The 20,855-nt window shown below is 73.9% G+C and carries 18 protein-coding genes; 6 read left to right on the forward strand and 12 right to left on the reverse strand.

The window, feature by feature from the left end; genetic code table 11:
• Positions 1-40: 40 nt before the first annotated feature.
• From ACFWFZ_RS29685 to hutU, 8 genes are all read right to left on the reverse strand, one after another.
• Entirely contained in the window at positions 41-1,369 is a 1,329-nt protein-coding gene (locus tag ACFWFZ_RS29685) for a hypothetical protein (RefSeq protein WP_387126205.1), read from the reverse strand.
• The gene (locus ACFWFZ_RS29690) at positions 1,366-2,553 is read right to left on the reverse strand and encodes a hypothetical protein (protein WP_387126291.1); all 1,188 of its coding nucleotides are present in this window, start codon (positions 2,551-2,553) and stop codon (positions 1,366-1,368) included. Before ACFWFZ_RS29690 ends, ACFWFZ_RS29685 begins: the two co-directional genes overlap by 4 nt.
• A gap of 5 nt (positions 2,554-2,558) precedes the next feature.
• Entirely contained in the window at positions 2,559-3,590 is a 1,032-nt protein-coding gene (locus tag ACFWFZ_RS29695) for a hypothetical protein (RefSeq protein WP_387126207.1), read from the reverse strand.
• A 17-nt stretch (positions 3,591-3,607) separates the two neighbouring features.
• Positions 3,608-4,306 (reverse strand): LPXTG cell wall anchor domain-containing protein, encoded by a 699-nt coding sequence (locus tag ACFWFZ_RS29700; protein WP_387126209.1) that lies wholly within the window; start codon positions 4,304-4,306, stop codon positions 3,608-3,610.
• Between the two features lie 113 nt (positions 4,307-4,419).
• The gene (hutI, locus tag ACFWFZ_RS29705; protein ID WP_387126211.1) at positions 4,420-5,598 is read right to left on the reverse strand and encodes an imidazolonepropionase; all 1,179 of its coding nucleotides are present in this window, start codon (positions 5,596-5,598) and stop codon (positions 4,420-4,422) included.
• A gap of 182 nt (positions 5,599-5,780) precedes the next feature.
• On the reverse strand, positions 5,781-7,121 hold the full coding sequence (locus ACFWFZ_RS29710) for a formimidoylglutamate deiminase (RefSeq protein WP_387126213.1): 1,341 nt from the start codon (positions 7,119-7,121) through the stop codon (positions 5,781-5,783).
• Complete coding sequence (locus ACFWFZ_RS29715; RefSeq protein ID WP_387126293.1) at positions 7,112-8,302, reverse strand: allantoate amidohydrolase; 1,191 nt, start codon at positions 8,300-8,302, stop codon at positions 7,112-7,114. The genes ACFWFZ_RS29710 and ACFWFZ_RS29715 overlap by 10 nt, the downstream gene beginning before the upstream one ends.
• Positions 8,303-8,370: 68 nt before the next feature.
• Complete coding sequence (hutU, locus tag ACFWFZ_RS29720) at positions 8,371-10,056, reverse strand: urocanate hydratase (protein ID WP_387126215.1); 1,686 nt, start codon at positions 10,054-10,056, stop codon at positions 8,371-8,373.
• A gap of 106 nt (positions 10,057-10,162) precedes the next feature.
• Here hutU and ACFWFZ_RS29725 point away from each other — a divergent pair, with 106 nt between their 5' ends.
• Positions 10,163-11,515 (forward strand): diaminopimelate decarboxylase, encoded by a 1,353-nt coding sequence (locus ACFWFZ_RS29725; RefSeq protein WP_387126217.1) that lies wholly within the window; start codon positions 10,163-10,165, stop codon positions 11,513-11,515.
• Positions 11,516-11,528: 13 nt separating this feature from the next.
• On the opposite strand, the gene ACFWFZ_RS29730 is transcribed toward ACFWFZ_RS29725, so the two are convergent.
• Positions 11,529-12,110, reverse strand: a complete 582-nt coding sequence (locus ACFWFZ_RS29730) for a TetR family transcriptional regulator (RefSeq protein WP_387126219.1) — start codon at positions 12,108-12,110, stop codon at positions 11,529-11,531.
• Between the two features lie 95 nt (positions 12,111-12,205).
• On the opposite strand from ACFWFZ_RS29730, the gene ACFWFZ_RS29735 reads away from it, so the two are divergent.
• A complete protein-coding gene (locus ACFWFZ_RS29735) occupies positions 12,206-13,360 on the forward strand; it encodes an FAD-dependent oxidoreductase (protein WP_387126221.1) in 1,155 nt (384 codons plus the stop codon).
• Between the two features lie 3 nt (positions 13,361-13,363).
• On the opposite strand, the gene ACFWFZ_RS29740 is transcribed toward ACFWFZ_RS29735, so the two are convergent.
• A complete protein-coding gene (locus tag ACFWFZ_RS29740; protein ID WP_387126225.1) occupies positions 13,364-14,206 on the reverse strand; it encodes a MurR/RpiR family transcriptional regulator in 843 nt (280 codons plus the stop codon).
• Between the two features lie 143 nt (positions 14,207-14,349).
• Here ACFWFZ_RS29740 and ACFWFZ_RS29745 point away from each other — a divergent pair, with 143 nt between their 5' ends.
• Entirely contained in the window at positions 14,350-14,727 is a 378-nt protein-coding gene (locus ACFWFZ_RS29745; RefSeq protein WP_387126227.1) for a hypothetical protein, read from the forward strand.
• A 494-nt stretch (positions 14,728-15,221) separates the two neighbouring features.
• Here the strand turns inward: ACFWFZ_RS29745 and ACFWFZ_RS29750 are convergent, their stop codons facing one another.
• A complete protein-coding gene (locus ACFWFZ_RS29750) occupies positions 15,222-16,607 on the reverse strand; it encodes a cystathionine beta-synthase (RefSeq protein ID WP_387126295.1) in 1,386 nt (461 codons plus the stop codon).
• Between the two features lie 128 nt (positions 16,608-16,735).
• Between ACFWFZ_RS29750 and ACFWFZ_RS29755 the strand changes: the two genes are divergently transcribed.
• The 3 genes from ACFWFZ_RS29755 (at position 16,736) to ACFWFZ_RS29765 (ending at position 20,525) form a co-directional block, all read left to right on the forward strand.
• Positions 16,736-17,752, forward strand: coding sequence for an SGNH/GDSL hydrolase family protein (locus ACFWFZ_RS29755; protein WP_387126229.1), 1,017 nt, complete (start codon positions 16,736-16,738; stop codon positions 17,750-17,752).
• Between the two features lie 325 nt (positions 17,753-18,077).
• Positions 18,078-19,298, forward strand: coding sequence for an acetyl-CoA C-acetyltransferase (locus tag ACFWFZ_RS29760; RefSeq protein WP_356813457.1), 1,221 nt, complete (start codon positions 18,078-18,080; stop codon positions 19,296-19,298).
• A 411-nt stretch (positions 19,299-19,709) separates the two neighbouring features.
• A complete protein-coding gene (locus ACFWFZ_RS29765) occupies positions 19,710-20,525 on the forward strand; it encodes a hypothetical protein (RefSeq protein WP_387126297.1) in 816 nt (271 codons plus the stop codon).
• Here the strand turns inward: ACFWFZ_RS29765 and ACFWFZ_RS29770 are convergent.
• Positions 20,509-20,853 (reverse strand): hypothetical protein, encoded by a 345-nt coding sequence (locus ACFWFZ_RS29770; protein WP_387126231.1) that lies wholly within the window; start codon positions 20,851-20,853, stop codon positions 20,509-20,511. The two genes, ACFWFZ_RS29765 and ACFWFZ_RS29770, sit on opposite strands and share 17 nt — an antisense overlap.
• Positions 20,854-20,855: the final 2 nt, after the last annotated feature.

Genomic DNA, 20,855 nt, shown 5'->3' on the forward strand with positions numbered 1-20,855 from the left:
CGGCCCGGCACACCGGAAGGTGTGCCGGGCCGCCTGCGTGTCAGCGGGGGGTGCCGCGCAGGCGGCGCCACGGGGTGAAGGTGAACACCGCGCCGCCGAGCAGGATCACCGTTGCGGCGACGAGGGCGAGGGCCTTGATGCCGCCCTCGTCCTGCGCGCCGGTCTCGGCGAGGCCGCCCGAGGTGGTGCTGCCGGTGGTGGTGGTCGAGGAGCCGGAGCCGCCCGGCTGGGCGGTGGTGTCCAGTTCCAGCGAGACGCCGCTGCTCGTCGCCTTGCAGGGGACGTTGATCGGCGTGGAGCCGGGCGCCATCGTGACGTCGATCGTCAGCTGGTCCGGGCTGAGCGTCACCTTGCCGGACCTGCCGGGCTTGTAGGTGCCGGTCATGTCGCTGAGGCTGACCGGGGCCTTGTCCGGGATCGGCTCGGCGTTGGCCGGGCCGGAGACCTTGACCGTGCCGCTGTCCGCGCCGCCGAGCTTCACGTCCATCGAGGGCTTGAGGGCTCCCGCGGGCAGCGCCATGGGCGCCGCCATCGCGCCCTTGGCGGTCTTGACGGTGAGGTCGTAGCTGCCGCCGTTCTTCTTGGCGTTGATCGTGACCGGGGTCTTGATGCCGCCCGGGACGACCGCGCCGCAGTCGAAGGACACCTCGACCGCCTTGCCCGGGAAGTCGCTCTGGCCGCCCCCGCCGCCGCTGCCGCCCGAGGCGGAACCGCCCGTGCTGGAACCGCCGGTCGTGGAGCCGCCCGTGGTCGTGCCACCGGTCGTCGTGCCGCCGGTGGTCGTGCCGCCGGTGGTCGTGCCGCCGGTGGTCGTGCCTCCGCTGGAGCCGCCCGACACGTCGATGACGGCGCCGCCCTTGACCTCGCCGACCGGCGCGCACTTGGTGACGAAGGTGCCGAAGGGGAAGGACACGGCGACGTCGTACTTGCCGGGGGTCAGGGTGATCTTGCCGGCCTTGGTGAGCTTCAGCTTGCCCTTCATCGTGGACATCCGCATGGGGGCCTTCTTGGGGATCGGCGGGTTCTTCTTCTCCCCGACGACCTTCAGCTCCCCGCCCCCGCCGCCGACCGTGATCCAGCCGGTGGGCTGGACGGAGTCCTGCGGGATGTCCATCAGGTCCGTGTTGTTCGAAGCCGGCTTGACCGTCTCCCAGGACACCTCGACCTCGTCGCCGACCTTGGCCGTGGCCGGCGCGGTGACCTTGGCGGTGGTCTCGCCCTCCACCGGGGAGCCGCCGCCGGCCGGCGGCACGCACTTGACCTTGAACGTGGCCTCGGCGGCCTGGGCGGTAGGAGCCGTGATGGCGAGGCCCGCGCCGCCGAGCAGCAGCGCGACCAGGGCCGCGCTCACCCTCCGTCGGTTCTTCACGATGGTCCCTTCGTCGTCGAACGGTTCTCAGACGGTGCGGACGTCTGCGGTGCTGTCTCCGGCGCGCTGTCCGGGGTGAACCACGGCAGGACCGCCGTGGTGGTCCGAGGGGGCTCCGCGGGCTCCGCCGGCCGCTCGGCGCGGGCCGGCGCGGCCGGGCGCGCGGCGGGCAGCCGGGGCAGCCGGGCCGTCACGGCGGCCGCGGCCTCGGCGGGCCGCATGCCGCGGTGTCGTCCGGCGCCGTGGCCGGTGCGCGGCCGGACCTTGTCGACGACGGCCATGCCGGTACGGAAGACCGCGGCCGGGACCACCAGCAGGAGCAGGCCCCAGAACAGCAGGACCCCGTACGGGCGGGCCACGCCCCAGGGCTGGGTGGCCACGACGGTCTCGCCGTACTTGAGGGAGATCGTGTAGTCGCCGTGGGCGCCCGCGGGGAGGGTGACGTCGAGCGCGACCTCCGCCTTGCCGCCGGGCGGGATGGTCCCCTTCCAGCGGGCCTCCTCCCACAGCGGGGCGAACACGCCGTGGGCGGTGCCGAGCTGGAAGACGGGGTCCTTGACGGGGGCCGTGCCGAGGTTCCCGACGGTGACCTTGAACTTCCGGCCTGGCGGGGCGCCGAACCAGGTCAGCACCCCGTCGTCCCCCTCCAGCCGGACGCCGGTGAGCATCGCGAGGCGGCCGGAGCCGGATTCGGCGGGCAGTTCGGCCACCGGATGATCGGTGATCTTCAACGCGGCCGCGACGGTGGACCGGTCGCCGTTGACGGAGGTGACGTTGACGACGCAGGGGCAGGGCTTCGGCGGTGCCACCACGGGCAGCTGGGCCGCGAAGCGCCCGTCCTCGGCGACGGAGACGGCCACCCCGTCGGCGTTGGCACAGCTGTTGGTGCCGCCGATCATGTTCTGCCCGCACACCAGCAGCATCACCAGGGTCCTGGGCCGCCAGCCGGTGCCCGTGACGGTGAGCTCGGTGCCCTTGGCGGCCTCCTGGAGGGAGAGCGCCACGGCGGGTCTGCCCTCGTCCGCGGCGGACGGGACCGCGGGCAGGAGTGCGAGGGCGCACGCCGCCAGCCCCACCAGGAGGGTCCGGACGGCGCCGCCGAACCCACCGCCGGACCCGCCGCCGGACCCGCCGCCGCCACCGGACCCGCCACCGGCCCTGCCACCGATCCTGCCGTCGACCATGGCGCTCACCTGCGGGCTCCCGTCAGTTCGTGTTCCGGTGCCGGCGTCCTCGCTCCGCGCTTCCCGGAGGGTCCGCCCGGTGCCCCGCCGTCCGCCGACCACCGCAGCAGGCCGCGGCCGCGTACGAGGAACAGCGCGGCCGACGCGGTACCGCCGAGGGCGAGCAGGCCCAGGCCCGTCCAGCCGGCGGCCCGCCACGGCACGAACCAGGCGGAGGCGGCCGCGGCGGCCCGGGCCCCGCCGGGGGCGGTCACGGTGACGGTGACGCGGACCCGGTCGAGGGCGGGGGCGCCCGGCCAGGGCTCGGTCAGCTCGACCCGCTGGCCGGGGAGCAGTTCGACGGGCACCGTGCGCGGGCCGCGCCCCGGGACCTCGCCGAAGACCCCGTCGGCGCGGATGTCCAGCTCGGGCGCGAGCGCGACGTTGCCGCGGTTGACCAGGGTGTAGGCGACGACCGCGGCCGCGCCCCGGCCCCGTACGGCGACATCCTCGACGGTGAGGGCGGCCAGGGCGGGGCCGCTGACCCGCAGGTGGACCCGTACGCCCACCTCCCGGCCGGCTTCGGCGGCGATCACGGCGGCGGGGTGGTCGCCGGGCGGGGACGCCGGCGGCACGGTGACCGTGAAGGGGACCACCGCGCGGGTGCGGGGCGGGATCTTCACGGTGGCTCCGGCGCCGAAGCTGAACCACGAACCGGCGCCCCCGGGAGCGCCGGCCGAGGTGGCCGGGCGGGCGGCGAGGGCGCCGTCGGCGGTGTTGTAGGCGTCGGCCCCGCGCAGGGTGACGGTGCGCTCCTGGTCGGTGGTGTTGGTCAGGGCGAGGCGGTCCTCCAGCACGGCGGCGGGGGCGCCCTCCAGGTAGAAGGACGGGCGGGCGCCGCCGGGCGGCCGGGCCGCGGCCCTTCCGGCGGCGGGTTCGGCGGTCCAGCCCGGTTCACCGGCGGCCGCGGGGTGCGCGGGAGCCGTGAGCAGCGCGGCCGCGGCCGGCAGGACCAGGAGGAGGCGGGGGACGCGCCTGGGCGTGTGGAGCACGGGCATGGCCGGGGGTGCTCCGTTCAGGGCCGGGCCCGCCGGCCGCGCCGGGTCAGCCAGAGCACGCCGGCCGCACCGGTGAGCATCACGGTGGCTCCGAGGGTGCCGAGGGCGAGGGCGGAGTCGGCGGGTCCGGTCTGCGGGAGGGTGTCGGCGGCGGTGTCGGGCGGTGCGTCGCCGCCGGGCCGGTCGCCGGCCCCGCCGCCCCCGCCGGCCGCGGTGACGTCCAGTTCCAGCGAGGGCCCCGGGTTGTTGCCGGGGGTGCAGGTGGTCGTGGTGCCCATCGCCTTGATGGTGAGCACGCCGGCGGTGAAGGTGACCTTGCCGCTCTTCCTGGGCGTGTAGGTCCCCGAGAGATCGGTGATCTTGATGGGGGTGTCGGGCGGCACGGCCTCGGGGTTGGACGGGCCGGACACCGGTACGGACACCTTCTCGGCGCCGCCGACCACGATGACGGCGCCGGGGCTCATGGCGCCCTTGCCGAGCTCGATGGGGCTGGAGGAGACGCCCTTCTGGAAGGACATCGTCAGCTTGTAGCCGTCGCCCTCCTTGACGGCCTTGATGTCGATGGGCGACACGGCCGACTTGTCCCCGATCGGGGTCTTGCAGTCGTAGGCCACGTCGACGACGGCGGCGTGGGCTGTGGGGGCGGCGAGCAGCACCGCCGATCCGGCCAGCGCGGAGGCCAGCGCGAGCGCGGTGGAGCGTTTTCGGTCGGACACCTTCGTCTTCCCCTCGGGCCACAGATACCTGACGACACATCAGATCGGTGGCTCAAGGTACGCCCGGGGCCTTGCGGAGGGAAGACAAAGGACAGGCCCGAACTGACCGTTCGTCAGTAGGCGCGGACGCCCTTGCTCCACACCGCGCGGACGAGGGGTACGCCCGGCCGGTAGGCCAGGTGGACATGGCTGGGGGCGTCCAGCAGGGCCAGGTCGGCGCGGGCTCCCGGGGTCACCGCGCCGATGTCCGCGCGGCGCAGGGCGCGGGCACCGCCGGCGGTGGCCGACCACAGGGCCTCGTCGGGGGTCATCCGCATGTCGCGGACGGCGAGCGCGATGCAGAAGGGCATGGAGCTGGTGTAGGAGGAGCCGGGGTTGCAGTCGGTGGACAGTGCGACGGTGGCGCCCGCGTCGATCAGGCGCCGGGCGTCGGGCCACTGGGCGCGGGTGGAGAACTCGGCGCCGGGCAGCAGGGTGGCGACCGTGGTGTCCGCCGCCTGGGCGAGGGCGTCGACGTCGGCGTCGGTCAGGTGGGTGCAGTGGTCGGCGGAGGCGGCCCGCAGCTCGACGGCGAGCTGCACGCCGGGGCCGTAGGAGAGCTGGTTGGCGTGGACGCGCGGGATCAGCCCGGCGGCGGCGCCGGCGGTGAGGATCGCGCGGGCCTGGTCGCCGTCGAAGGCGCCCTTCTCGCAGAAGACGTCGACCCAGCGGGCGTACGGGGCGCAGGCGGTCAGCATCTCGCCGGTGACGAGGTCGACGTATCCGGCGGGGTCCTCGGCGTACTCCGGGGAGACGATGTGCGCGCCGAGGTAGGTGACCTCGTCGGTGTGCGCGGAGGCGATGCGCAGGGCGCGGGCCTCGTCGGCGACGGTGAGGCCGTAGCCGGACTTGGTCTCGAAGGTGGTGGTGCCCTGGCGGCGGGCCTCGTCGAGGTGGCGCAGGAGGTTCGCCTCCAGCTCGGTGTCGGAGGCGGCGCGGGTGGCGGCGACGGTGGTGCGGATGCCGCCGGCGGAGTAGGCGCGGCCGGACATCCGGGCGTTGAACTCCTGGGTGCGGTCGCCTGCGAAGACGAGGTGGCTGTGGCTGTCGACGAAGCCGGGGATCGCGGCGCGGCCCTGCGCGTCGTACGCGGTGTCGGCGGCCGGAGCCTTGTCGGCGGGGCCGACCCACGCGACCTTGTCACCGTCGATGACGACGGCGGCGTTCTCGATCAGGCCGAGGGGGCTGCCGTCGCCTGCACCGGGGTCGTTGGTGACGAGGCTGCCGATGTTGGTGATGGCGGTGGTGGTCACGGGAGGTTCCTCTCAGAGCTAGCTCGTCCCCCACCCCGCCCCTTCCCGAAAACCGGGCTCCGCCCGGACCCGGTCCTCAAACGCCGGACGGGCTGGAAGATCCAGCCCCGCCGGCGATTGGGGCGCGGGGTCCGGGCGGAGCCCCGGGAAACGGTGAAAGGGCGGGGCGGGGGCAAGCAACGTCAGGCGCGGAGGGCGGCGATGGCGGAAGCGAGGGCGGACGGGACGTCCTCGACCAGGGTGTGGGCGCCGTCGCGGACCACGTGCCGGCCGCCGACCACCGTGTGGCGGACGTCCGCGGCGGTGGCGGCGAAGACGGCCGTCTCGGCGCCGAGCCGCGGCAGGGGGCCGGCCGTGCGGACGGAGTCCAGCGCGACGGTGGTGAAGTCCGCGAGCGCGCCCGCCTCCAGGCGGCCCGCGTCGGGCAGCCCCAGCGCCGCGTGCCCGTCGCCGGTGGCTGCGGTGAGCAGGGCGTTCGCCGTCCAGTGGCCCCGCGTACGGCTGCGCAGGCGCTCGTTCAGCTCCATCGCGCGGGCCTCTTCGAGCAGGTCGATCACGGCGTGGCTGTCGCTGCCCAGGGAGAGCGGGCTGCCCGCCCGCTGGAGCCGGGTGGCCGGGCCGATGCCGTCGGCGAGGTCGCGTTCGGTGGTGGGGCACATGCAGGTACCGGTGCCGGTGCCGCCGAGCACGGCGATGTCGGTGTCCGTGAGGTGCGTGTTGTGGACGCCGGTGGTGCGCGGGCCGAGCACCCCGTGGTCGGCCAGCAGCTGCGTCGGGGTGCGGCCGTGGGCGGCCTGGCAGGCGTCGTTCTCCGCGGTCTGCTCGGACAGGTGGACGTGCAGCGGCGCCCGGCGTTCCTCGGCCCAGTCGGCGACGGTGGCCAGCTGGTCCGCCGGCACGGCCCGCACCGAGTGGACCGCCGCGCCGATCAGGGCGTGCCCGCGGGGCTTGAGGGCGCTGACGCGTTCGGCCCAGGCGTCGGCGGTGCCGTCCGAGAAGCGCTGCTGGTGGGCGTTCGGGGCCTCACCGAACCCCGACGAGAGGTAGGCGGTGTCGAGGAGGGTGATGCGGATGCCGGCCGCGGCGGCGGCCTCGATCAGGGCCTCGCCCATGGCGTTGGGGTCGGCGTACGGGGTGCCGCCGGGCGCGTGGTGGACGTAGTGGAACTCGCCGACGTTGGTGATGCCGGCCAGGGCCATTTCGGCGTACACGGCGCGGGCGAGGGTGAAGTAGCTGTCGGGAGTGAGGTTCTGGGCGACCTCGTACATGAGCTCGCGCCAGGTCCAGAAGGTGCCGGAGCCGACCTGGACGGCGCCGCGCAGCGCCCGGTGGAAGGCGTGGCTGTGCGCGTTGGCGAGGCCCGGCAGGGTCAGGCCGCGCAGGACCTCCGCGCCGGGCGGCGGCGTGTCGACGCCGGTGCGCAGGGCGGCGATCCGCCCCTCGGTATCGACCTCCAGGGCGACGCCCGGCTCGACGTGGGTGCCGAGCCAGGCGTGCTCCAGCCAGTACGTCGTCAGCGACATGCCAGGCCTTCCAGTACGTCGGCGAGGGCGAGGACGCCGGCCGCGCAGTCGTCCTCGGCGGCGAACTCGCGCGGGGAGTGGGAGATCCCGGTCGGGTTGCGTACGAACAGCATCGCGGTCGGGACGGCGGCGGAGAGGATCCCGGCATCGTGTCCCGCCCCGGTTCCGAGGACGGGGACGGACCCGCCCAGGATCCGGTTCATCTCGTCGCGCAGGGCGTGCTCGAACTCGACGACCGGGGTGAAGGACTCCCGGACGATCCCGAGGTCGATGCCGTCCTGGTCGGCACGCTCGCGGGCGGCCTTCTCGATGGCGGTGACGACCGTGTCGAGGGTGGCCTGGTCGGCGGCGCGGGAGTCGAGCCAGCCGCGCACGAGCGAGGGGATGGCGTTGACCCCGTTGGGCTCGACGGAGATCTTCCCGAAGGTGGCGACGGCACCGGCGAGGGCCGCCTCGCTGCGGGCTGCGAGCACGGTCGCCGCGTACGTCAGCATCGGGTCGCGCCGGTCCACGAGCCGGGTGGTGCCGGCGTGGTTGGCCTCGCCGCGGAAGTCGAACCGCCAGCGGCCGTGCGGCCAGATCGCGGAGGCGATGCCGACCCGGTCGCCGGACAGGTCCAGGGCGCGGCCCTGTTCGACGTGCAGCTCGACGAAGGCGCCGATGCGGCCGAGCCGTTCGGGGTCGGCGCCGATGGCGTCGGGGTCGTATCCGGCGGCCTCCATGGCCTGGGGCAGGCTGACGCCGTCGGCGTCCCGCAGCTCGTACGCCTTCTCCTTCGTCAACTGGCCTGCGGTGAGCCGGGAGCCGACGCAGGCGAGCCCGAAGCGGGCGCCTTCCTCGTCACCGAAGTTGGTGATGGCCAGCGGCCTGGAGAACTCCGCGCCCCTCCTGCGCAGTTCGTCCAGGGCCGCGAAGGAGGACACCACCCCGAGGGGGCCGTCGAAGGCCCCGCCGTCGGGGACGGAGTCCAGGTGCGAGCCGGTGACCACGGCGTCCCCGGCGAGGGGGTCGCCGAGCCAGGCCCACTGGTTGCCGTTGCGGTCGGTCTCGTAGGCGAGCCCGCGCGCCTGGGCCTGCTCCTGGAACCAGGTGCGGCAGTCGGCGTCGGCGCCGCTCCAGGCGTAGCGGCGGTAGCCGCCGGTGTCGGCGTTGCGGCCGACGGGCGCCAGCTCGGCCCACATCTCGTGGAACGACGGGGCCCCGCCGGAGCCCGCGGCCGGTCGGGCCGCGGGGGTGAACTCGGCCTCGCTCACGCGTCGTCGCCCTCGCGCATCGGGACGCGGACGCCGCGCTCGTCGGCGACGGTCTCGGCGATGTCGTAGCCGGCGTCGACGTGGCGGATGACGCCCATGCCCGGGTCGTTGGTCAGGACGCGGCGGATCTTCTCGCCGGCCAGCGGGGTGCCGTCGGCGACGGTGACCTGGCCCGCGTGGATGGAGCGGCCCATGCCGACGCCGCCGCCGTGGTGGATGGAGACCCAGGAGGCGCCGGAGGCGACGTTGACCATGGCGTTGAGCAGCGGCCAGTCGGCGATGGCGTCGGAGCCGTCGAGCATGGCCTCGGTCTCGCGGTACGGGGAGGCCACCGAGCCGCAGTCGAGGTGGTCGCGGCCGATGGCGAGCGGGGCGGCGAGGGTGCCGTCGGCGACCATCTCGTTGAAGCGCTCGCCGGCCTTGTCGCGCTCGCCGTAGCCGAGCCAGCAGATGCGCGCGGGCAGGCCCTGGAAGTGGACGCGCTCGCCGGCCATCTTGATCCAGCGGTGCAGGGACTCGTTCTCCGGGAAGAGTTCGAGCATCGCCTTGTCGGTCTTGTGGATGTCGGAGGCCTCGCCGGACAGGGCGGCCCAGCGGAAGGGGCCCTTGCCCTCGCAGAACAGCGGGCGGATGTAGGCGGGGACGAAGCCGGGGAAGGCGAAGGCGCGGTCGTAGCCGGCCAGCTGGGCCTCGCCGCGGATGGAGTTGCCGTAGTCGAAGACCTCGGCGCCGGCGTCCATGAAGCCGACCATGGCCTCGACGTGCTGGGCCATGGACTCGCGGGCCCGGGTGGTGAAGCCGGCCGGGTCCTTGGCCGCGTAGGAGGCCATGTCGTCGAAGTCGACGCCGACGGGCAGGTACGCGAGCGGGTCGTGCGCCGAGGTCTGGTCCGTCACGATGTCGATCGGGGCGCCCTCGGCGAGCATCTGCGGGAGCAGTTCGGCGGCGTTGCCGAGCAGGCCGATGGAGAGCGGCCTGCGGGCGTCGCGGGCCTCGACCGCCAGCTGGAGGGCGTGGCGCAGGTTGTCGGCCTTGACGTCCAGGTAGCGGTGCTCGATGCGGCGGTCGATGGCGCGCGGGTCGACGTCGATGCAGATCGCGACGCCGTCGTTCATGGTGACGGCCAGCGGCTGGGCGCCGCCCATGCCGCCGAGGCCGGCGGTGAGGGTGATCGTGCCGGCGAGGGTGCCGCCGACCCCTCCCTTACCCATTGAATGCAGCTTGGCGGCGACGGCGGCGAAGGTCTCGTAGGTGCCCTGGAGGATGCCCTGCGTGCCGATGTAGATCCACGAGCCGGCGGTCATCTGGCCGTACATGGTCAGGCCGAGGTGCTCCAGGCGGCGGAACTCCTCCCAGTTGGCCCAGTCGCCGACCAGGTTGGAGTTGGCGAGCAGCACGCGCGGGGCCCACTCGTGGGTCTGCATGACGCCGACCGGACGGCCGGACTGGACGAGCATCGTCTCGTCCTGCTTGAGGGTCCGCAGGGTGCGGACCATGGCGTCGTACGAGCGCCAGTCGCGGGCGGCCTTGCCGGTGCCGCCGTAGACGACGAGCTTGTCGGGGTGCTCGGCGACCTCGGGGTCGAGGTTGTTCTGGAGCATCCGCAGCGCGGCCTCCTGCTGCCATCCCAGGGCGCTGAGCTCGGTGCCGCGCGCGGCGCGTACGGGGCGGGGTCCTGACATGGCGGGTGCCTCCTGGCGATGTTGGTATTTCCATTCACATCCTCGCGTCCTGAATAGATTCAGTCAACAGCTGCGGGCGGCCCTGTCGGGTGATGGGATGGCGGACATGGCCGCAGACACCGAGGGCGAGGGCGCCGCCGAGCGCCGGGATCTGGTCGTACGGGCCGCCGTCGAGCAGGGGCTGGTGGGCGGGTCCGACTCCGCGGAGCCCCTGGTCTGCCTGCTGGACACCGACGGGATCCGGGCCTCCGCGGCCGCTCTGGCGGCCGCCTTCGCGGACGCCCTGGCACCCGGCACGCCCGTCCTGCACGCCTTCGCCGTGAAGGCCGCCCCGCTCGTCCCGGTGCTGCGGCTGCTCGCGGACGCCGGGCTCGGCTGCGAGGTCGCGAGCCCCGGCGAGCTGGCGCTGGCCCGCGCCGCCGGGGTTCCCGCGGCCCGGACCGTCCTGGACTCCCCCGCCAAGACGACCGTCGAACTGCGCGAGGCACTGGCGCTGGGCATCGCCGTCAACGCCGACAACCGGCAGGAGCTGGAACGCCTCGACGCGCTCGTCGCCGCGGCGCCCACCGCGTCCCCGATCGGCGTGCGGATCAACCCCCAGACCGGCGCGGGCGCCATCGACGCGCTGTCCACGGCGACGTCCACCTCGAAGTTCGGCATCGCCCTGCGCGATCCCGGGGCGCGCGAGTGGCTCGTACGGGCCTGCCTGGACCGGCCGTGGCTGACCCGCCTGCACATCCACTCGGGCTCGCAGGGCGTCCCCCTGGAGCTGATCGCGGAGGGCGTACGGGAACTGCACGCCCTGGCCGAGGAGATCAACGCGGCGGCCGGGCAGCGCCGGATCGACACGCTCGACATCGGCGGCGGCCTGCCCGTCAACTTCGCCTCGGACGAGACGGCCCCGACGTACGCCCAGTACGTCCGCGCCCTGCGCGAGGCCGCCCCGGCGCTCTTCGACGGCTCGTACGGCCTGGTCACGGAGTTCGGCCGGTCCCTGCTGGCCAAGCACGGGCTGGTGCTGGCCCGGGTCGAGTACACCAAGAACAGCGGCTCCCGGCCGATCGCCCTCACCCACGCCGGGGTCCAGCTGGCGACCCGCACCGCCTACGCCCCGGCCGCCTGGCCGGTGCGGATCCTGCCGTACGACGCGAAGGGCGCCCCGAAGACCGGCGCCCCGGTGGCCCAGGACGTCGCGGGCCCGGCCTGCTTCGCCGGGGACCTGCTCGCCGCCGCCCGCGAGCTGCCGCCGCTCTCCCCCGGCGACCTGATCGGCGTACCGGACACCGGCGCGTACTTCTTCACGGCCCACTACGGCTACAACAGCCTGCCGCGCCCGGCGGTCCACGGCTTCACGGTGACCCCGCGGGGCGGGGTCCGCTTCCGTCTCGCCAGGCCCGCGCAGACCCTCGCGGACATCGTGGCGGAGGCGGGCGCCGCCTGCGGCGACGCGCTGCTGTGAACCGCGCCCGCGCTCAGTCGGCCAGGGTGGCCGCCAGCGCCGGGGCCAGGCCCGCGACCAGGTCGTCCGGGGTCAGCGCGGTGACCGCGGGCAGGCGCAACAGGTAGCGGGTCAGGGCCAGGCCCAGCAGCTGGGTGGAGACCAGGCCGGCCGTCCGGGCCGCCCGCTCCGGCCCGAGGGCCGCCGCCAGCGCGGGGGCGACCTGCGCCGCGAACACCTCCCGCATCCGGGCCGCGGCCTGCTCGTTGGTGACCGCCGAGCGCAGCAGCACGAGCAGGACGTCGTCGGCCGGGTCGCCCTCCCACCGCTCGACGAAGTGGCGCACGAGGGCGGCGGGGAGCTCCCGGGCCGGCACTGCGCCCAGGTCGGGCAGCCGCAGGTCCACCGCCAGCGCGGCGTCGAAGAGCTGTTCCTTGCTGCCGAAGTACCGCATGACCATCGACGGGTCGATCTCCGCGTCCGCCGCGACGGCCCGGATGGTCGTGCGTTCGTACCCCTGGGCGGCGAACCGTTCGCGGGCGGCACGCAGAATCACGGCCCGGGTCTGGTCGGAGGTGCGTCGCTCAGTCACGCCGACAAGCGTAGGCCAACACATGTATGCCAACAAGCGTTGACATCGCGGCCGGTTGGACGCACCCTGATGTCAACAGCAGTTGGCCAACAACCGTTGGCACTCTGGAGGAGGCCGTCATGACCAGCACCGCCGCACTCCCGCTCCCCACCCGCACCGAGGTCGCCGTCGTCGGCGCCGGCCCCACCGGCCTCGCCCTCGCCGTGACCCTGGCGGAAGCCGGGGTCGACTTCGTGCTCCTCGACCGGCAGGCCGAGGGAGCCAACACCTCCCGCGCCGCCGTCGTGCACGCCCGCACCCTGGAGGTCCTCGACGAGCTCGACCCGAGCGGCGCCCTGAGCGCCGACCTCGTCGGCCGCGGCGTCCCCGTCTCCCGGTTCGGCGTCCGCGACGGCGCACGGCTGCTCGCGGCCGTCGACTTCGACGGCCTGCCCACGGCCCACCCGTACGCGCTGATGGTTCCCCAGTACGAGACCGAGGCCGTCCTCCTGCGCCGCCTGCGGGCGCTCGGCGGTGACGTCCACCGCCCGTACGAGGTGACCGCCGTCGCCCAGGACGCGGAAGGAGCCACCCTCACCACCGCCACCGGCGAAACCCTGCGTGCCGCACACGCCGTGGGCGCCGACGGCATGCACAGCGCGGTCCGCGCGGCCGCCGGCATCGCCTTCGAAGGCGACACCTATGGGGAATCCTTCGTCCTCGCCGACGTGGTGATGGACTGGGCCCCGGGCCCGCGCGAGGTCTCGCTCGCCTTCGGCGCCGCCGGGCTCACCGTGATCGCCCCGCTGCCCGGAGGGCACTACCGGATCGTCGCCACCGTCGCCGAGGCCCCCGCCGAACCGGACCTCGCCTTCGTCCGCGGCCTGCTCGACGAACGGGTACCCGGCCAGGCGGCCGTCCGCGAACTCGTCTGGTCCTCCCGGTTCCGGATCCACCACCGCGTCGCCGACCGCTACCGCGCCGGCCGGCTGCTGCTCGCCGGGGACGCCGCCCACGTGCACAGCCCGGCCGGCGGGCAGGGCATGAACACCGGCATCCAGGACGGCCACGCCCTCGGCCGCGCCCTGGCCGTCGGCGACCTCGACGGCTACGAGGCCGCCCGCCGCCCCGTCGCCCTGCGCGTGGTGGCCCTGACCCACCGGATGACCCGCGTCGCGACCACCCGGAACCGGGCACTGCGCGCCGTGCGCAACATCCTGCTGCCCGCCCTCGCGCGCATCCCGGCTCTGCGCATGCGCCTCGCCACCGAGCTGGCGGAGCTCAGGTACCGCTGAGGCTCACTCCACGAACAGGCCGCGGGACGCGGCGCGGGTGTCGAAGGCCTCCAGGCGGGCCTGGGCGTCCGGCAGCGCGTCCGCCATCGCCTCCAGCAGCACCCGGCCCAGCAGCATCGGCGCGCATGCCGTGTCGAAGGCCAGCCCGGTGCCGACCGGGGCGGGGATCAGGAGGTCGGAGTGGCGGGCCACCGGGGCGAAGGCCGAGTCCGCGACCGTGACCACGGTCAGGCCGGCCTTCCGGGCACGCTCCAGCGTGTCGACGACCTCTCGGGGGTGCCGGGGCAGCGCGAAGCACAGCAGCGCCGTGGCGCCCTCGTAGCGGGCCGCGTCGATGCGGTCCTCCATCATCGAGCCGCCCTCGTCGAGGAGCCGCACGTCCGGGTGCACCTTGGCCGCGAAGTACGCGAAGCCGCGCGCCTGCGAGGACGCCGCCCGCAGCCCGAGCACGGGCAGCGGGGTCGAGGCGGCGAGCAGCCGCCCCGCCTCCTCGACCGGCGCGGGGTCGGCGAGCATCTCGGCGAGCTGCCGCAGGTTCTCGATCTCGCCGAGTACGGCCTGCTGGTACTCGTTGTACGCGTCCTCCTGCACGGCGGCAGCCCGCTCGGCCGGAGCCACCTCGCGCAGGTGCCTGCGCAGCGCGGGATAGCCGTCGAAGCCGAGTGCCACGGCGAACCGGGTCACCGACGGCTGGCTCACCCCGGCCAGCTCGGCGAGCTCGACGCTCGACAGGAACGGCACCTCCGCCGCCCCGCGCACCATGCAGTGCGCGATCCGCCGCTGGGTCGGCGTCAGCCGGTGCCCCTCGAACAGCGCCTGGAGCCGCGCCGCCGGGCTGTCGTTCATGCCGTCCCCCTGCCGTCCCGGTGGTCTATTCAGTCACGGAGCACTCTGCATGCGGTTATGCAGCGGGGCAAGCCGGTGCCCGCGATGCGGATAGGGGGGCCAGCCCCAGTGCCGGGGCCCGCGGCGCTTCCTACGGTGGGGCCATGGACGCCCACGCTCAGGAACTGAAGAAGGAATGCGACGCGACGCTGAAGGCACGCCGGGAGCTGGGGCCGGAGTACGAGGCCGCGCTGGTGGAGTCGTTCGTCGAGAAGGTCGACACCCAGGTCCGGCGCCGGCTCGCCGAGGAGCGCCTGGCCGCGGCCCGCGGCGAGGGCCCGTACGCCGGCCCGGTGGACGGGAACTTCGGCGAACGCTTCGGCTTCGCCATCATCACCCTGGTCCTGGCGGTCCCGCTGTCGGCCGTCGCCGCCGCGCAGGCGGGCTTCAAGGGGCTGGTGGTGGCCTGGGTGGGTGTGCTGGGGGTGAACTTCATCCACGCCGCCCGCCTGCGGCGCGCCCGGCCGGATCCCCTCGACTGACCGCCGCCGACCGCCTGCGGCACCACCGCGGGGCTCCGCCCCGCACCGCGCCCCTCATGCGCCGGCCGACGGGATCTCCGGCGAGTGAGCAGAAGGGGCGCGCCGGGGAGTGAGGGCGAACGCGCGGAGGAAATCGCGAGGCACGAGCGGTTTTCGAGCACGTACGGCCTCACGAGCCGGCAACAGGCGCCCCGGAGGCGAACCGAGCCCCGAAGAAGGGGTGGTGCGCGGGGACCGCCGCACCCTCGCGGGCGAGGGGCGGGACGACGGCGGTCCCCGCGGAGGACACGGCCGGGTCAGGGCCGTCCGCGTCCGTGGTGTTCGCGTGTCCGGGAGCCGCTCCGGGGGTGCGCGAACACCGTCGGTGGTGCCGGCCGGGTCCGGTCTCCCGGGCTCCCTGCCGACAACCACCACTGTGCCGGAGCCGTGTTAAGGCCGTGCTGCTGTCACGTGTCCGGGCCGTACCGTTTGCGCGACGGCCGGAAAACGCAGGGTTACTTCGCGGTCTTCGCCAGGAAGGCGAGGAGGTCCTGGCGGCTCACCACACCGGTGGGCTTGCCCTCGACCAGCACGATCGCCGCGTCGGCCTCGCCGAGCACCGCCATCAGCTCCGACACCGGCTCGCCCGAGCCGACCTGCGGCAGCGGCGAGCTCATGTGCTTCTCCAGCGGGTCGGAGAGCGAGGCGCGCTGCGCGAACAGCGCCGCGAGCAGCTCCTTCTCGACCACGGAGCCGATGACCTCGGCGGCCATCACGTCGGGGTGGCCGGCGCCCGGCTTGACGATCGGCATCTGGGAGACGCCGTACTCGCGCAGGACCTCGATGGCCTCGCCGACGGTCTCCTCGGGGTGCATGTGGACGAGGGAGGGGATGCCGCCCTCCTTGTCGTCCAGCACGTCGCCGATGCGGGCGGCCGGTCCGGCCTCCTCCAGGAAGCCGTGCCCCGCCATCCACTCGTCGCTGAAGATCTTGCTCATGTAGCCGCGGCCGCTGTCCGGCAGCAGGACGACGACGACGTCGTCCGGGCCGAGGCCCTCGGCGACCTTCAGCGCGGCCACGACGGCCATGCCGCAGGAGCCGCCGACGAGGAGGCCCTCCTCCTTGGCCAGCCGGCGGGTCATCTGGAAGGAGTCCTTGTCGGACACCGCGATGATCTCGTCGGTGACATCGGGGTCGTAAGCGGTGGGCCAGAAGTCCTCGCCGACACCCTCGACGAGGTACGGGCGGCCGGAGCCGCCGGAGTAGACCGAGCCCTCGGGGTCGGCGCCGATGACCTTGACCTTCCCGCCGCTGACCTCCTTGAGGTAGTTGCCGGTGCCGGAGATCGTGCCGCCCGTGCCGACGCCGGCGACGAAGTGGGTGATCTTCCCGTCCGTCTGCTCCCACAGCTCCGGACCGGTGGTCTCGTAGTGCGAACGGGGGTTGTTCGGGTTGCTGTACTGGTCGGGCTTCCAGGCACCCGGGGTCTCGCGCACGAGGCGGTCGGACACGTTGTAGTACGAGTCCGGGTGCTCGGGGTCGACGGCGGTCGGGCAGACGACCACGTCGGCGCCGTACGCCCGCAGCACGTTGATCTTGTCCATGGACACCTTGTCAGGGCAGACGAAGATGCACTTGTAGCCCTTCTGCTGGGCCACGATGGCGAGTCCTACACCCGTGTTGCCGCTGGTCGGCTCCACGATGGTGCCACCGGGCTTGAGGGCTCCGCTCTGCTCGGCGGCCTCGATCATCCGTACGGCGATCCGGTCCTTCACGGATCCACCGGGATTGAAGTACTCGACCTTCGCAAGGACGGTGGCCTGCAGGCCTTCGGTCACACGGTTGAGCTTCACCAGCGGGGTGTTGCCGACGAGGCTGATCATCGAGTCGTGGAATTGCACCATGTTCTCCAAGGAGGGGACTCCACGGGTTCTCCGGGAGGCACGGCCAGGGTATGCCGAAAGGGATTGGCCGACCGTGTGTACGGGGCAGGTAGGGGTCAATGAGGACCGAGGAGGTGGCCTGAAAGGTGTCCAGAGCGAGAACAGCCCGCCGTATCGCGGCGGGGGCGGCGTACGGCGGTGGCGGCATCGGACTCGTCGGGGCCGCCGCGGTCGGGCTGGTACTGGCGGAGGTGCAGTTCGCGAAGCGGACGGTGGGTTCCGGGCTGCCGGACCCGCCGCGGGCGGACGGGCTGTACGGGAGCGAGTTCGGTGGCCCGGAGCAGAGCCCGGGTCCGCTGCGGCTGGGCATGCTGGGTGACTCCACGGCTGCGGGGCTCGGTGTGCGGCGTGCCCGGCAGACTCCGGCCGCGCTGCTGGCCTCGGGGCTCGCGGCGGTCGCGGAGCGGCCGGTGGAGCTGCGCAACGTGGCCCTCTCGGGTGCCATGTCGGACGACCTGGACCGCCAGGTGGGGCTGCTGCTGGACCGGGACGCGCCCCCGCCGGACGTCTGCGTGATCATGATCGGCGCGAACGACGTGACGCGCCGGATGCCGCCGACCCAGTCGGTGCGGCTGCTGACGTCGGCGGTGCGCCGGCTGCGCCTGGCGGGCTCCGAGGTGGTCGTGGGCACCTGCCCGGACCTGGGCACGATCGAGCCGGTGTACCAGCCGCTGCGCTGGCTAGCGCGCCGTGTGTCACGGCAGCTGGCCGCCGCGCAGACCATAGGGGTGGTCGCGCTGGGTGCCCGTACGGTCTCGATGGGGGACCTGCTGGGCCCGGAGTTCGCCGCGAACCCGCGCGAGATGTTCGGCCCGGACTCCTACCACCCCTCGGCGGAGGGGTACGCGACGGCTGCCATGGCGATGCTGCCGACCCTGTGCGCGGCGCTGGCGCTGTGGCCGGAGTCGGACCGGCTGGACGTGTCGCGGGACGAGGACATGCTGCCGGTGGCGAAGGCCGCGTCGGCCGCGGCGGGCGAGGCGGGTACGGAGGTCACGGCGGCCCGCGGTCCGTGGGTGCTGCTCAAGCACCGCCGCCGCCGGCGGGTGCCGGGCGAGGACCCGGCCCCCGCGGCTCCGGACACGGCGGAACTCGCCCCCTAGCGCTGTGGCCGGAAAGGTTTGCCGGGTCGCGGTGTTCGGCGCGGTGCCTCGCACGGCGGAGGGGCGCCCGTGTACGGGACGTACTCGGGCGCTCCGACAACGCGGCGAGGTGCGGCGCCGGGTGACACGGGCCGGGCGGGACTTTGACGACAGGGCCCGGTGCGGGCGCCGCACCGGGCCGGGGTGGCGCATCCTTGGGGTGCGTGGCCCCGGCCGGCCGGGCCCGTGGGAGCGACCGGCATCACACCCCCAGGCCGGTGACCTCGACCGTACGGGGCGGTAACTTCGCATGCGGTCCCGCAACGACGCACCCCTTGGAGTCCCGATGCCCGAAGCCGTCATCGTTTCCACCGCCCGCTCTCCCATCGGGCGCGCCTTCAAGGGGTCCCTCAAGGACGTCCGCCCGGACGACCTGACCGCGACGATCATCCAGGCCGCCCTGGCCAAGGTTCCGGAGCTGGACCCGCGCGACATCGACGACCTGATGCTCGGCTGTGGTCTGCCGGGCGGCGAGCAGGGCCACAACCTCGCGCGCATCGTGGCCGTGCAGATGGGCATGGACTTCCTGCCGGGCGCGACGATCACCCGGTACTGCTCCTCGTCGCTGCAGACCTCCCGTATGGCCCTGCACGCCATCAAGGCGGGCGAGGGCGACGTCTTCATCTCCGCGGGCGTCGAGATGGTCTCGCGGTCCGTGAAGGGCTCCTCGGACGGCCTGCCGGACACCCACAACCCGCTCTTCGGCGACGCGGAGGCCCGTACGGCGGCCGTCGCGCAGAGCGAGGGCTCGTCCTGGCACGACCCGCGCGAGGACGGCCTGATCCCGGACGCGTACATCGCGATGGGCCAGACCGCGGAGAACCTGGCCCGCCTCAAGGGCGTGACCCGCCAGGACATGGACGAGTTCGGTGTCCGCTCCCAGAACCTGGCCGAGGAGGCCATCAAGAACGGCTTCTGGGCCCGCGAGATCACCCCGGTCACCACCCCGGACGGCACGGTCGTCTCCACCGACGACGGCCCGCGCGCCGGCGTGACGCTGGAGGGCGTGCAGGGCCTCAAGCCGGTCTTCCGGCCCGACGGCCTGGTGACGGCCGGCAACTGCTGCCCGCTGAACGACGGCGCCGCCGCGCTGGTCATCATGAGCGACACCAAGGCCCGCGAGCTGGGCCTGACCCCGCTGGCCCGGATCGTATCCACCGGCGTCACCGGCCTTTCCCCCGAGATCATGGGCCTGGGCCCGGTCGAGGCGTCGAAGCAGGCCCTGAAGCGGGCCGGGCTGACGGTCGGCGACATCGACCTGTTCGAGATCAACGAGGCCTTCGCGGCCCAGGTCATCCCGTCGTACCGGGACCTGGAGATCCCCCTCGACAAGCTGAACGTCAACGGTGGGGCCATCGCCGTGGGTCACCCCTTCGGGATGACCGGCGCCCGCCTGACGGGCACGCTGATCAACAGCCTGCAGTTCCACGACAAGCAGTTCGGCCTGGAGACGATGTGCGTGGGCGGCGGCCAGGGCATGGCGATGGTGATCGAGCGGCTGAGCTGAGCCGTAGCGGAGGGTAGGGGTCGGCCGAGGAACGAGGCCGGCACCTGCCCGCAGCGGTGGCGAAGCCCAGCGCGACCGAAGGCGTCGAGCGGCTGAGCTGAGCCGTAGCGGAGGGTAGGGGTGCGATGACTGGATCAAGAGCGGGGCCAGGCGCCCCTAGGAGCCCCCGCCCGTACTGACGCCGGTTCTAATCCCGTCGCGGCCTACCTGTGACCGAATCTCCCCCAGGATGTGACCTATGTCCTGGGGGATCGGTGTTTACGCAGGTCAGAAGATGCACAGGGGTGCAAGGTGTGACGAAAGCCCTGTCCATTTCGTGACGTAATGCACTGCACGCCATTCCCAGGCCGGGACACTCTGATGTAGGAAGTCGGGGGATCGAATCACCTCAGGAGTTAGTCAGTGAGCGCCATGTCTCTTGCCCTGCTGCTGACCACGGCCGCTGCCACGGCCGTGGGCGCTGCTGCTCTGCACGCCGTCCACGGTCTGCGCAAGCAGGTCACCGCCCTGCGCAGTGAGCTGGCGGTGCCGGTCCACACCCGGGCCACGACCGTCCCGCACGCCCGCAACGCCGCCGAGTCCCCCGCCGCGGAGATACGAGCCGCCGTGGCCGAGGCCCTGGCCGAGGAGCGCGAGCGGGAGCTGGCCGAGGCGCGCGCCTTCTGGGCCGCGCAGGAGGCCCGGGACGCCGCCGACGCCCCGTCGCTGCTCGGCGGTCTGTCCGGGCTCGGCGACGACAACCCCGTCTTCCTGCCCCGGCAGGCCGACCTGGTGGGCCTGGAGCCGGTCCTGGGCGAGGAGGCCCTCGACGAGCTGCCCGGCTTCCCGGAGGATTCGGCCGAGCTGGCCGCCGCCCGCCGGCGCCACCCCTCGCACCCCGACTTCGTACCGGTCCAGGCCTCGCATCCGGGCGCCGACCACGAGCGCACCGTGAACCGGCTGGAGGAGCTCGCGGAGGCCCGTACGGCCCTCGCGGACGTCCGTCCCGGCCCGCTGGGCACCCTGGACGTGTACGTCTTCACCGACGGCACGACGCTGTGCATGACCCCGGGGCACCGGGAGACCGCGGAGCGCCTGGCCGAGGCGCTGCGCTCGGGCACCGCCCCGGTCCTGCTGGGCGGCTCGGGGATCTCCGGCGCCTACGCGCTGACCTTCTCCTGCGGTGACTCCGAGGACCCCGACAGCAACGTCTACATCCTCGCGGACCGCGTCATCGCATCGCTCTGATCTCCGCCTGCTCCACCAGCCGAACGGCCTCGTCCAGCATCTCGGACGGGGCCTTCGCCGTGTCCGGGGCGCCGGACCCGCCGCGCAGGGCTTCGGCGAGGTCCTGTCCGGCCACCGCCACCTGGTCGCCGACGACGAAGAGGCCCTCGTCCGGCATCTGCCTCGGCGGCTGCCCGGGCGCCTCCAGCCGCTGCGCGCGTACGGAGAGTTCGCGGGCCAGGTCCAGTGCGGCGGCGGCCGCTCCCTGCTGGAGGCGGCTCTGCGGGGCGGCCCGCAGGCGGTCGGCGAAACGTTCCACGGCGGCGCTCAGGGGCGAAGTGTCAAGCACCC

This window comes from Streptomyces sp. NPDC060232 (assembly GCF_042726555.1).
Classification (GTDB): domain Bacteria; phylum Actinomycetota; class Actinomycetes; order Streptomycetales; family Streptomycetaceae; genus Streptomyces.

What these genes read in the sequence shown, in the direction of transcription:
- ACFWFZ_RS29725 (WP_387126217.1), top strand. Translation starts at nt 10,163, where the DNA reads ATGGCCGCAGACACCGAGGGCGAGGGCGCCGCCGAGCGCCGGGATCTG.
- ACFWFZ_RS29765 (WP_387126297.1), top strand. Translation starts at nt 19,710, where the DNA reads ATGTCTCTTGCCCTGCTGCTGACCACGGCCGCTGCCACGGCCGTGGGC.
- ACFWFZ_RS29760 (WP_356813457.1), top strand. Translation starts at nt 18,078, where the DNA reads ATGCCCGAAGCCGTCATCGTTTCCACCGCCCGCTCTCCCATCGGGCGC.
- ACFWFZ_RS29735 (WP_387126221.1), top strand. Translation starts at nt 12,206, where the DNA reads ATGACCAGCACCGCCGCACTCCCGCTCCCCACCCGCACCGAGGTCGCC.
- ACFWFZ_RS29745 (WP_387126227.1), top strand. Translation starts at nt 14,350, where the DNA reads ATGGACGCCCACGCTCAGGAACTGAAGAAGGAATGCGACGCGACGCTG.
- ACFWFZ_RS29740 (WP_387126225.1), bottom strand. Translation starts at nt 14,206, where the DNA reads ATGAACGACAGCCCGGCGGCGCGGCTCCAGGCGCTGTTCGAGGGGCAC.
- ACFWFZ_RS29715 (WP_387126293.1), bottom strand. Translation starts at nt 8,302, where the DNA reads ATGTGGGCCGAGCTGGCGCCCGTCGGCCGCAACGCCGACACCGGCGGC.
- ACFWFZ_RS29695 (WP_387126207.1), bottom strand. Translation starts at nt 3,590, where the DNA reads ATGCCCGTGCTCCACACGCCCAGGCGCGTCCCCCGCCTCCTCCTGGTC.
- ACFWFZ_RS29690 (WP_387126291.1), bottom strand. Translation starts at nt 2,553, where the DNA reads ATGGTCGACGGCAGGATCGGTGGCAGGGCCGGTGGCGGGTCCGGTGGC.
- ACFWFZ_RS29710 (WP_387126213.1), bottom strand. Translation starts at nt 7,121, where the DNA reads ATGTCGCTGACGACGTACTGGCTGGAGCACGCCTGGCTCGGCACCCAC.
- hutU (WP_387126215.1), bottom strand. Translation starts at nt 10,056, where the DNA reads ATGTCAGGACCCCGCCCCGTACGCGCCGCGCGCGGCACCGAGCTCAGC.
- ACFWFZ_RS29730 (WP_387126219.1), bottom strand. Translation starts at nt 12,110, where the DNA reads ATGTGTTGGCCTACGCTTGTCGGCGTGACTGAGCGACGCACCTCCGAC.